We start from the raw sequence: 12,327 nt of genomic DNA on the forward strand, positions 1-12,327 counted from the left end.
TCTTCAGTACAAAATTTACACTGCTAAAAACAGGAAATCAAGTAAAAGTAAATTTTTTAAGCGGGCAGCTTTTCATTCAGCGTTTCCCATATCATTTTTTTCAGATCTTCTAATCCTTCTTTATTGAAGGCTGATATGTAGGTGTAGGGAATGTCTTCAGGAATATCTTTTTTCAATAACTGCTTCAGCTCGATATCTACCAAATCTGCTTTGGAAATGGCTAAAATTCGCCTTTTGTACATCAGTTCCGGGTTATGGCTTTTCAATTCATGAACTAAAATATCATACTGCTTTCGTATATTATCTGCATCAGCAGGTACAAGAAACAACAGCATACTATTTCTTTCGATATGTCTCAAAAATCTTAAACCCAGCCCCTTGCCTTCATGAGCACCCTCAATAATTCCGGGGATATCGGCCATTACGAAAGATAAATTTTCCTTATAGGGGACAATCCCCAGCTGTGGTACAAGCGTTGTAAAAGCATAATCGGCAATTTTAGGTTTTGCCGCAGAAACCACCGAAAGTAAGGTTGATTTACCCGCATTTGGAAATCCTACCAAACCAACATCTGCCAATAGCTTCAATTCTAAAACTATAGCTTTTTCTTCTCCGGGAATTCCGGGTTGAGCATATCGTGGTGTTTGATTAACTGAAGTTTTAAAGTGGCTGTTTCCCAAGCCGCCTTTACCACCTTCCAGCAATACCATTTCTTCTCCATGCTCCAGTATTTCTCCTATTTTTTCGCCTGTATCAGCATCTTTGGCAATGGTTCCTATTGGAACCTCCAGAATTTGACTTTCGCCGGACTTACCACTTCTATTTCCTCCTTCTCCGGGCTTGCCATTGTCTGCAAAAATATGTTTTCTGTATTTCAGGTGGATTAATGTCCAGATTTGTTTGTTCCCCTTGATGATTACATGACCTCCATTGCCTCCATCTCCGCCATCAGGCCCGCCCTTAGGCACATATTTCTCTCTACGAAAATGAGCAGATCCCGATCCGCCACTTCCGGAACGGGCATAAATTTTTACATAATCGACAAAATTACTTTTTTCCACAATTTTTTTAATCAGGTGTAGACTTTCAACTCTTCTTTCAAAAGCTGAAAGGTCTCATCTATAGAGCCGGTTCCTTTAACCAGAGATAGTTTGTTATTCCTTTTGTAATATTCAGCTACGGGCTCTGTTTTTGACCTGTATTCAATAATTCGCTTACGAATAATACTCTCATCTTTATCATCGGGACGACCGGATGTTTCTCCCCGCTTCAGCAATCGCTTAACCAACTCTTCTTCATCAACGGTTAAAGCTAAAACAATACTGATAGAGGTATTTTTAAATTCTAAGAGTTTATCCAAAGCCTCTGCCTGAGCAACAGTTCTTGGAAATCCGTCAAAAATAAATCCTTTTGCATCTTCATTTTCATCTAACCGATTACTAATCATTCCAATCACCACTTCATCAGGAACTAAAAGCCCTTTATTCATAAAGTTTTTGGCTTCCATACCCAAAGGAGTACCTCTTGAAATTTCATCGCGCAGTAAATCACCCGTTGAAGTATGCAGTAGTTGATATTGTTCAACTATATTGGCTGCTTGCGTGCCTTTTCCGCTTCCCGGAGGGCCAAACAAAATAATATTTAACATTTATAATTCAAATTTCGCTTAAAGTCAATCAAAAGTACTAAATAAAAACAAAAAATGACTTGTAATCTGTTCTAAAATAAATTAAGCCTGTGAATTTATCAAGTTTTTGCATTAATTATCGGGATTTTCCAATGTCTTATCCACAATTCGTTGCAATTCTTCTCTGAGTTTTGTTTTTCGAACTTGTTTTAAAAAATGATGAGGAGATGCTGCTCTTTCAAGACAATCCTCTGCCGGACATCTTTCACAAGTATCATTAACTTCCCTTTCAACGATATCTTCATCATTCCAAAATTTTATTTTCCGCCTGAAGGTTTCATTCATTAGTATACCTATTGTTACACTTGTATTAGCATTTGAAGTAGGTTTTTTGGAGCGCCCGACGGAAATACAAAAATATTGGTTTTCAGAATTCATAAATCGGGAGCGCTGCAAACGTATCAGGTATCTTTGTTTTTTTTCTGCTTTTTGAATATTTTTTAATTCTCTGAGCAGACGAATACTAATCCATCTTCTGCAATAGTGTTCCTGGATCGGACTTCCATGAGGATTGTGAAGCATAGATAAGTGGAGCTCATGGGTGAGGTTGTAAATTTCACTTTCCCAACTATTATCGATTCGTAGAAAAAACAAACTTCTTATTTGAAAAAACTTCGGAAGTAAGGTCGTGAGCCTGTACATCAATACTTCCGGTGTTGCGTGATAATCTTCCATTAATTTAGAGAATGCTGACTCATTAAATTTTCGCTTTTGAAAAATGTTTTTTAACTTTTCACAAATTTGGTCAGCCGGCAATAGTAAGACCGTTGCAAAATAAGCCGACTTAAAGTTATTCAACATTAACTCAAAGCTGTTTTGCTCAATGTTTAAAGATGTGGAAGGTCGTTCTTTAATACCCATAAATGAAAAGCCCAGCTCCTTAGCTAACACAAAAATACGGGCATCTGCTTCTAATTGTGGATGTATATATAAAACAGGTTTTGAAGCTTCCACATAAATCATTCTGAATGGAGATGTGTTTTCATCTTGCATCATTTCCAAATCACGAATTTCATAGCCGTATTTATCTTTCAAAATTATCTCTAAAACCTCCGGATTCCTGACCGGCCGGTCTCCAAAGCCAAATTCTTCCCGAAATGTTCTCCCGGCTTTTTCTATTTCCGGAAAATAGTTGTCATACAATTCCTGATATGACCGGAGAGCCGCAAAGTAAAACTCCTCAGGACTCAAATCATAATTTCTCGAAAGCTCAATAATTGTGCTTATAAAAGCATTCAATTTGGCCGGTGCATTGGAAACCAAATCAGCTAACTTATTCAATTCCAGACCAAAAAGATCCAAAGGCATCTCCTGCAAAAAATTAGAATTCAATATTGCAGCAACTAATTTAAGCTTCTTGCTCATTTTGAGAGAGACAAGTTCGTCATAGGTGGTATCTAATGCAGCTGCTACAGATGCTATTTTTTCAGCTTTCGGGTATTTCTTACCCTTCTCAATCTCATTTAAATATGAAACGGACATTCCGGAAGCAGCAGCCAGTTCAGAAAGGTTCATTTCTTTTTCCTGTCTCAACTGCTTTAACTTCATCCCGAAAATTAAGCGTATGTTTTCTTCTTTTATCATTCAACTATTTAATATGGACAAATTTATACTTTTTTTTATAAATCAATTTTGAATACTTTCAGTAATCTACTCTATTGATTTTTTGAAATAGCCTCTTTTAATGATTTTTTGAAAGATGTCAGCTCATCCGGCCCCAGTATAATCTTTTTTCCATTACTTAGTTCTAACAGTAGCAAAATATCCCTCCTTCGTGTATAAAACACCATGTCTCCAAACTTTGCATTTCTGAACTTTCCGTAATAGCCGAAAACACCGCCATTTCCAAATGACCGCCAGGTATTTTTCATTTCATCTTTCTCAACTGCCCTTACCAGTATGATTTCAGAAAGTGGAATGCTTTTCGTTCCTAATTTTCGTAAAATATTCAGGTTTTTCTTTTCAATAACATATCCATAGGGCGCATATCCCCAGGTAAAAACAAGAATGAAGGAAAATAAAACTAACATTAAAGCCGGGATGGTAACAGGTTCTTCCGGTGCTCCTAACAAAATCAGAATCTGAAAAAATATTATAAACAAAAAGACGCCTCCAATCAAAAAAGTGATTATTCGGCAAATTTTATCGGGACTGGTTTTATACATCATTCTATTTTTTTTTGTAAAAATACAAACACTATATTACATTGAAGAAATGACAAACATTGATGCATAAACAATTTAAAATTAAAAATATCCTTAACTTTAGTTTTTTTTAAATCAACACCTATGTTTAAAAGGTTTCAACTAAGCTACTTTCTGAGTCTTACTTATCTTTTTTTTGGCCTTATATGGATTTATTTTTCAGACAGGTTTCTATTGTCAATAGTAGAAACGGATAATGGAGAATTGATTACAACCTTACAGTCCTATAAAGGATATGGATTTGTATTAGTAAGTACATTAGTTTTGTTTGTTCTTTCCGATTACCTGACAAAAACGCTTAGGGAAAGTAAAAAAAGTTATGAAGATTTATTCAAATTAAATCCTTTGTATACCTGGTTGGTCGATCAGAATACAAATAAGATTTTATTATGTAACGATGCTGCTATTGAAAAATACGGATATACAAAAGAAGAGTTTAAACAGCTGCATTATGATGAAATAGTGTACGAATCTGACTTATATAACCAGACTGAAACTCATTTGCAAAAAGATGGAAGCAAATCTCATGTTGAAGTAATAACCAAGCCTGCACAATATGAAAATAAAGAGGTGCTTATAGTTATTGCAAAAGACATCACAGAGAAGTTAGAATTGAATAAACGGATAAAGGACAAAAATGTAGAATTGGCAAAGTTTAAAAATGCAATTAGTAATTCCTCTTTGGTTTCAATTTGTGATGAAAAAGGAATTATAACAGAAGCAAACAAAAAATTTGCCGATGTAAGCAAATACTCTCTTGAAGAGCTTATAGGTAAGCCATACAATATTCTTAATTCCGGCTATCATGACAAAAGTTTTTTTAAAGACCTATGGACTACGATTTCTTCCGGAAAAGCCTGGAGAGGGGAAATATGTAATCGTACAAAAGACGGAGAGATTTATTGGGTTGACACAAATATTTTTCCTTTCGTCAACAAAGAAGGCAAAATCTATGAATACTTAAGTATTCGAAATGAAATAACAGAGAAAAAAGAGTTTCAGGAGAAGCTTTTGAAAATTAATAAAAAGCTTGATGCTGAGGTGATTCAAAGGACGAAAGAGCTTCAAATGGCTAATGAAAACTTAAAGTCTTTTAACTCAAGTCTTTCGTTTGATTTACAGAAACCAATTGTTGAAAGCATAAAAAATCTGGAATCTTTGAATAAAAACATAAGTGATAAATTAAATGAAAAAGACAAAAGTGATATAAAAAATGTTTTTTATTTTTTAAATAACGCACAAGCCCAAATTCTCAATTTAATGGCCTTTTCTATCATGGGAAATCATGAAAAACGTATTCAAAATCTGGATATGAATAAGATTGTAAACAATGCACTTAGTGAGCTTAAAGCAACTGAATTTCGCTTTTCTGAACACAAAATCGACGTTAAAGATTTGCCGGAAGGTTTAGGTGATGAAAAAATGATAGATCAGGTTGTTCGGGTTCTCCTTTCAAATGCATTAAAATTTTCAGCCAAAAAAGAAAACCCTATAATAGAAGTAGGGTGTTACATCAATCAAGAAAATTCGGAATGTATTTACTTTTTAAAAGATAACGGAATTGGAATTGAAAAAAGCAATCAAGACAAAATCTTTAATGGAATAATTAGCAAGACAGAACAAGAGAATTTTAGTGGAAATGGTGTTGGGCTCGCCATTGCAGATAGAATTATTATGAGACATGGCGGCAAAATATGGTTAGAATCCGAAATAAATGAAGGCTCTACTTTTTATTTTAGCTTACCCTGTGTAGAATAAAGATTTTATTCAGGTACAAAAAATACAGTCGATAAATCTCTGTGCTCTAATGGGTTTTGATGAAAGTTTCTAACGTATGGCTGTAAGATTCTGTGATCTTTGTAATAAAAAATCGGAATAATAGCTGCGTCTTCCATCATAATATTATCTGCAACTTCATACAACTGCATTCTTTCATCAAAATCTACTGTTTGTAAAGCTGCTTCGAAAACAGAATCATAGCGGGCGCTTCTGTAACGAATAGAATTCAAATAACTTTTATCGTCTTCCCGGTCGGGGATATGAATACTATGAAAAAGATTTAAAAAATATTCGGGGTCAGGATAGCTTCCAATCCAGCCTGAGCGCCAAAAATCTGTTTTACCGGTTTCTATATTTTCTAAATGTTGTGCAAAAGGTAAGCGGGTCATATTAACCCGTATATTTAGTGTTTCTTCTAACATTTTTTGAGCGGCCTCAGCTACCTGTTCATTCAGACCTCCACCGGTATTAATTTGTAAAGTGACAGGGGGAAATCCGTTTCCGTTGGGATAACCTGCTTTTGACATATATTCTCTGGCTTTTTCAGGATTATAAGAGTATCCGGTAACATTTTCTGCATTATAACCGGGCATAGATGGTGGGATAAAGCCGTTTTCAGCAGCAATGCCTGTTCCTTTTAATGTAAAATCTGCTATTGTTTGCCGGTTAATTGCATAATTAAATGCTTTTCTGACATTAATATCATCGAACAAGGGGTTAGTGTGTAAAAACCCATAATATTGAATGGCTAAAGTTGGCGTATATTGAAGCTGATACTTGCTATAGTCCGGCTGGAGTTCATCATTTCTGTTAATGACATCATAAATCAACTCTAAAGGCAATCGGTACATCATATCTAAATTCCCCTTTCTAAACTCTAATAGTTCTGCTTTTTTATCATTTATAAAGCTCACTCTTACGCCGTCAAGATAGGGTAAAGCATTACCATGCTCATCCACCCGCCAATAGTTTTCATTTCTGCTTAGTATCACTGTTTCATCCTGTCGGATTGCAGTAAGCTTAAAAGGACCTGTACCTACGGTATGAATTCTCATATCTCTACCGTATTTTTCATAGGCTTCATGAGGGAAAACTGAGGTGAAATTCATGGCCAGTATATACAAAAAACTGGCAAAGGGCTCCTCAAGTTCTATCTGAAGAGTGAAATCATCCAATGCTCTAATTCCGCTAACGCCTTCCGGCAAAGGGTTCCCTTCTATAGTAGAAGCATAATATTCATTTGCTCCTTTTACTCTGTTTTCAAATATCCAAAATCCCTGATTAGTGATGCTGGCTTCGCAAAGTTTGTTAAAGCTCCATACAAAGTCATGAGCATTTACCAGGCGTCCTTTCCCGTCAGGAAAACAAGGATCGTCATGAAAATATACATCCTGACGTAGTTGAAAAGTAAATAAAGTTGCCTGGCTGTCAATTTCCCACGATTCGGCTATTAGAGGTTCTATCAACAAGGTTTCCTGATTCATTTTTACCAATCCTTCATAAATTTGGTTAGCTATTCGGCTACCCCCTACTTCTGTGATATTATGCGGGTAAAGGCTCCTGAGGAACTCTACTTCATTTATACGAAAGACCCCCCCGTAATACTTCCCTCCATTTGCCTCTGTCAAAACTCTGGCTTGCTGCTGACCGGTGTCACAGGAGGTTAAAAACAGAAAAGAAGAAAATAAAAAAATGGAAAAAAAAGATTTTGCTGACATTCTATGGTTTTAAAAACTTGTGGTAAATACTAATTGATTCTGCTATTTATAATTTCTTCAACGATTTTAGGGTCCAGTAAAGTAGAGGTATCTCCAAGATTTGAAACATCCCCTTCTGCAACTTTCCGTAAAATCCGGCGCATAATCTTCCCGGATCTTGTTTTTGGCAACCCTGAAACCAATTGAATTTTATCCGGTTTGGCTATTTTCCCAATTTTTTGAGCGACCGTTTCAATGATTTCTGCCCGGATAGTATCTGAGTTACCTTCAATCTGTTCGCAAATCACAAAAGCATAAATTCCCTGCCCTTTGATTTCGTGCGGATAGCCAACAACTGCTGACTCTACAACTTTTTGATTAAAATTAATGGCTTCTTCTATTTCTGCTGTTCCAAAGCGATGCCCAGAAACATTTATAACATCATCTACCCGGCCAATTATTCTGTATAAGCCATCCTTATCTCTTTTTGCTCCATCTCCGGTAAAATAGTGATTTTTAAAAGCTGAAAAATATGTTTTTCGACAACGTTCATGGTCGCCATAAGTAGTTCGCAAAATAGATGGCCAGGGATATTTAATACACAATAAGCCTTCCTTTTCATTTTCGGTTATTTCTTTTCCGGATTTGCTTAACAATACCGGCTGAATTCCCGGAAGTGGTACTGCAGCATGGGCCGGTTTCATAGGCGTAAAATCTCCCATAGTTGAAATCATTATGCCGCCGGTTTCTGTCTGCCACCAGGTATCTACTACCGGGCAATTGCCTTTTCCGATTTCATTATAATACCAGTTCCAGGCTTCTTCATTTATGGGCTCACCAACCGTTCCCAAAATCTTCAGTGATTCAAGACTGTAGGGCTTTACATATTCTAATCCGGCTGCCATTAGTGAACGAATTGCTGTTGGTGCTGTATAAAAAATATTTACCATATGCTTATCAATTACCTGCCAAAATCTACCGGCATCCGGAAAAGTTGGAATTCCCTCAAAAGCTATGGTTGTAGCTCCCGTTAGCAGCGGTCCGTAAACTAAATAGCTGTGCCCTGTAATCCAACCAACATCCGCCGAACACCAATATACATCCTCCTCATTGTATTGAAATACATTTTCAAAAGAATATGCCGTATAAACCATATAGCCACCGCAGGTATGAACTACCCCTTTAGGTTTGCCGGTAGAACCGGACGTATATAAGATAAAAAGTAAATCCTCTGCGTCCATTTCTTCGGCTTCACATTCTTTGCTCACACCCTTCAATTCTTCATGCAGCCATAAGTCGCGACCTTCTTTCATATCTACTTTCTCGCCCACCCTCTCCGTTACAATTACTTTCTCAACTGAAGGACAATCTTTTACGGCAGTGTCAACTATACTTTTTAAAGAAATTTGCTTTGCTCCTCTATTTAAACCATCAGCTGTTAAAACCATACGTGCATTTGCATCTATAATTCTATCCGCTAATGCCTGAGCTGAAAATCCGGCAAAAACTATTGAGTGTACCGCTCCAATTCGGGCACATGCCAGCATTGCTATAACGGTTTCAATAATCATAGGCATGTAAATACAAACTCTGTCGCCTTTTTTTACATCATTCTTTTTGAGGACATTGGCAAACTGACAAACTTTTTCATAAAGTTCTCTGTATGTAAGGCTTAAAAACTTTTCGTCCGGATCATTCGGCTCCCAGATTAAAGCTGTCTTATCTCCTCTTTTCTCCAAATGACGGTCTAAACAATTTTCGGTAATATTCAGCTTTCCATTTATAAACCACTTTACATCAGGCTTTTGAAAGTCCCATTCACAAACCTTGTCCCATGTTTTTCTCCAGGTGAAATTCCGGGCAACATCTTCCCAAAAAGCTTCCGGGTTTTCAAGGCTTTTCTTTTTAGCTTTTTCAAAAGACTCCGGGCTATTTATTCTGTAACTCATTTTTCAAATTTTTGGACTTAAAGTTAACAATCTTTAATAAAAATGTAACTATTCCCCATTAACATCTCCTTTGAAATGGCTAAATAGGGGAAGTACCTTCTCAATAATTTCCTTTTGACATTTTTTTCTTTGAAATTTGGTTTTCCTGAAGTTTGGGTTGACTGAGAACGCCCCAAGTCTTTATAAATTAATCACTCGCAAGCTTCGAATACAGAAAATTATCTTTTAAGCATAAAGTTTGCAAGGTCTTTATCTAAAAAATTGGTTGCTTTTATTTCGCCAACAGCAATGATAGCATATTTGTCGTTGGTAGTAAAAATGGTTTTTATTTTGTTCTCCAAATCATTGAAATCACCTTTCCACTTTAATAAAACTGCGGCATGATTTAATAGAATAAACCCCCGGGGATTTAATGCATTTAAATCTGAAAGTCTGGAGGCATCAGGAAAGTCTGTTATTAATTCCATTTCATAATTCTTTGCTCCTTCACGAACATTAAATACAGGCGTTCCCTCTTCCTTGCCTTGGAATTCAAAGTTAGTTGGTTCTTGCTCAGAACTTACTTTAACTAAATCGTCCGCTTCAAAAGTAATTAAGTACCACATCTTTTATTTTTGTACTACCGAATATATGTAATTTTATTCGAGTACTAAGGCTATTCCGTTTTTGTTTTTTCTTGCAGGTTAAGAATTCTTTTGTAGAATTTCCGGTCTGTGCGGTTATTTTCTATTAAATGCATCTTTAGAACACTTTATTATTACGTCATAAATATCGAAACATTTCAACATCATAGTTGGGTATATGGCAAAACAGTATAGTTTTCAACTTTGTATTTTTAAATCCTTTTCAATAACAATTAAAATTTAGATGTCGTATTAAGACTCAAACTAAATACTTGTATACACCTAAATTCTTTTAAATGTCTGGTGTTAACGAGTAAATATTACTATAAAAGTGAATAATGATAACCCTACCTACAACTCATGACAAAAGTCAATTAAACTTATATTCTACGCTGTCGGTACTATAAATATATAAGGTGGAGGTCCAATTAAATATGGGCTAAAATAAAAAAAGTCCTTAAATTAATTTAAGGACTTTTTTGTATAAGATGCGGTCCGGACGGGACTCGAACCCGCGACCCCCTGCGTGACAGGCAGGTATTCTAACCAACTGAACTACCGGACCAATGAACTTTCTTCTTTCACTTCGCTAAAAGTGAATGCAAATTTAACAACTAATTTCTAAATAAATCAACAACAAAGCTATATTTTTTTTAAAAGTGAATTTTAGCTGTTTTTTCTTTCAGGTAATTTTTATTAAAAAAGTATTTTTTATTTTAAACAGAAAAAGCTTAACTTAACATAATCTGCTCAGGGGAAATGAAATATATTATACAGAAATATATTTTTTCTGTTTCAAAGAGTGGTTGGGGACTTCAAAAAAATAATAAAGTTTGTGTGCAATAGATAATTTGTAAATTTGCGTTCTAAAAAAAATAAAAGATGATATATCTTGAATTTGAAAAACCGATAGAAGAGCTTGAAGAGCAATTAGAAGGTTTGAAAAAAATATCTGAAAAAGGCAATGTAGATGTTTCTGTTGCAATTAAAGAAGCTGAGTCTAAAATAAAGGAAATCAGAAAGGAAATATATTCAAATCTGACCGGTTGGCAAAAGGTGCAATTGTCCCGTCACCCGGACAGGCCCTACACCTTATATTATTTGAGTGAAATTTGTGAGAATTTCATTGAAATGCACGGAGATCGGCACTTTAAAGATGACAAGGCGATTGTTGGCGGTTTTGGCAGTTTAAATGGTAAGTCTGTGATGTTTATAGGCCACCAAAAGGGCATAAACACGAAAATGCGTCAGTACAGAAACTTTGGTATGGCAAATCCGGAAGGATATAGAAAAGCACTTCGGTTGATGAAATTAGCTGAAAAGTTCAACAAGCCTGTGGTATGCCTTATAGATACTCCGGGAGCATATCCCGGACTGGAGGCTGAAGAGCGCGGACAAGCCGAGGCAATTGCCAGGAATTTATTTGAAATGATAAACTTAAAAGTTCCGGTAATTTGTATTGTTATTGGAGAAGGAGCTTCCGGCGGCGCTTTGGGAATCGGGGTCGGTGATAGAGTTTATATGCTGGAAAACACCTGGTATTCAGTAATTTCTCCGGAAAGCTGCTCATCAATTTTATGGAGAAGTTGGGATTATAAAGAACAGGCTGCCGAACAACTAAAACTTTCTTCAAACAATATGTATAAATTCAAGTTAGTTGATGGCATATTAAAAGAGCCAATGGGTGGAGCCCATGCAAATCCTGAAGAAATGGCTAAAAGGTTAAAGCTCAAACTTGAAAAAACCTTAGCTGAACTTGAAGAAATGACACCTGATGAGCGTATTGAAAAAAGAATTGAAAAATTCTCGTCAATGGGTGTATATGAAGAAACAAAAAGTAAAAAGTGAGCATAGGCAACCTAAAGGAAAAAATACATCTCTATGTCAGGCGTAAAAAGATCAGTAAGATAAACATGCCTGTACGCAGTACTTGTGGCCTTTCACGCGCAAAAAAAATTGGAATTGTCTTCCGTTTAACTTCCGGAGAAAGAGACCAAAAAATCATTAAACTCGGTAAGGATTTAGCCACACAAAATATTATAGCCGACCTGTTGGCTTATACACCCTCACTTAAATCAAAAAAAGGCAACCCCCCTTTGGACGTAGCTATCTTTACGGATAAAGACTTAAACTGGCTATGGTTTCCGAAAAGTAAAAAGCTGAATGACTTTATAAACAATGATTTTGATATTTTAATTAGTTTGTGCACCACTAAATGCATGCCGGTAGAATCAATAGTAGCCTTGTCTAAAGCGGGCTTCAGAGTGGGAGCATACTCTAACCATTCGCTTGCCTTGTATGATTTTATGGTACAAAACAACTTCAAAGGCAAGGAAGAGTTGTTAATGCAGGAAATTATTCATTATTTAAAAATTATAAAATAAACTA

At 35.8% G+C, this 12,327-nt stretch carries 10 protein-coding genes and 1 tRNA gene; 3 read left to right on the top strand and 8 right to left on the bottom strand.

Going from position 1 to position 12,327, the window contains the following annotated elements; translation table 11 throughout:
- Nucleotides 1-56: 56 nt before the first annotated feature.
- From obgE to EA412_02725, 4 genes are all read right to left on the bottom strand, one after another.
- The gene (obgE, locus tag EA412_02710; GenBank protein TVR81486.1) at nt 57-1,061 is read right to left on the bottom strand and encodes a GTPase ObgE; all 1,005 of its coding nucleotides are present in this window, start codon (nt 1,059-1,061) and stop codon (nt 57-59) included.
- Between the two features lie 11 nt (nt 1,062-1,072).
- On the bottom strand, nt 1,073-1,648 hold the full coding sequence (locus EA412_02715) for an adenylate kinase (GenBank protein ID TVR81487.1): 576 nt from the start codon (nt 1,646-1,648) through the stop codon (nt 1,073-1,075).
- A 111-nt stretch (nt 1,649-1,759) separates the two neighbouring features.
- The gene (locus EA412_02720; GenBank protein ID TVR81488.1) at nt 1,760-3,271 is read right to left on the bottom strand and encodes a helix-turn-helix domain-containing protein; all 1,512 of its coding nucleotides are present in this window, start codon (nt 3,269-3,271) and stop codon (nt 1,760-1,762) included.
- A gap of 71 nt (nt 3,272-3,342) precedes the next feature.
- Entirely contained in the window at nt 3,343-3,855 is a 513-nt protein-coding gene (locus EA412_02725) for a hypothetical protein (protein ID TVR81489.1), read from the bottom strand.
- A 120-nt stretch (nt 3,856-3,975) separates the two neighbouring features.
- Between EA412_02725 and EA412_02730 the strand changes: the two genes are divergently transcribed.
- Nucleotides 3,976-5,649 (top strand): PAS domain S-box protein, encoded by a 1,674-nt coding sequence (locus EA412_02730; GenBank protein TVR81490.1) that lies wholly within the window; start codon nt 3,976-3,978, stop codon nt 5,647-5,649.
- Between the two features lie 5 nt (nt 5,650-5,654).
- On the opposite strand, the gene EA412_02735 is transcribed toward EA412_02730, so the two are convergent.
- From EA412_02735 to EA412_02750, 4 genes are all read right to left on the bottom strand, one after another.
- Nucleotides 5,655-7,388, bottom strand: a complete 1,734-nt coding sequence (locus EA412_02735) for an ABC transporter substrate-binding protein (protein ID TVR81491.1) — start codon at nt 7,386-7,388, stop codon at nt 5,655-5,657.
- Nucleotides 7,389-7,417: 29 nt separating this feature from the next.
- On the bottom strand, nt 7,418-9,316 hold the full coding sequence (gene acs / locus EA412_02740; protein TVR81492.1) for an acetate--CoA ligase: 1,899 nt from the start codon (nt 9,314-9,316) through the stop codon (nt 7,418-7,420).
- Between the two features lie 218 nt (nt 9,317-9,534).
- A complete protein-coding gene (locus tag EA412_02745) occupies nt 9,535-9,921 on the bottom strand; it encodes a hypothetical protein (GenBank protein ID TVR81493.1) in 387 nt (128 codons plus the stop codon).
- A 509-nt stretch (nt 9,922-10,430) separates the two neighbouring features.
- Nucleotides 10,431-10,504: transfer RNA gene (locus EA412_02750), tRNA-Asp, on the bottom strand.
- 317 nt (nt 10,505-10,821) lie between these two features.
- Here EA412_02750 and EA412_02755 point away from each other — a divergent pair.
- Entirely contained in the window at nt 10,822-11,787 is a 966-nt protein-coding gene (locus EA412_02755; protein ID TVR81494.1) for an acetyl-CoA carboxylase carboxyltransferase subunit alpha, read from the top strand.
- Nucleotides 11,788-11,852: 65 nt separating this feature from the next.
- A complete protein-coding gene (locus EA412_02760) occupies nt 11,853-12,323 on the top strand; it encodes a hypothetical protein (GenBank protein ID TVR81495.1) in 471 nt (156 codons plus the stop codon).
- The last annotated feature ends 4 nt before the right edge of the window (nt 12,324-12,327 follow it).

Source organism: Chitinophagaceae bacterium, assembly GCA_007695095.1.
Classification (GTDB): Bacteria; Bacteroidota; Bacteroidia; order Chitinophagales; family REEL01; genus REEL01.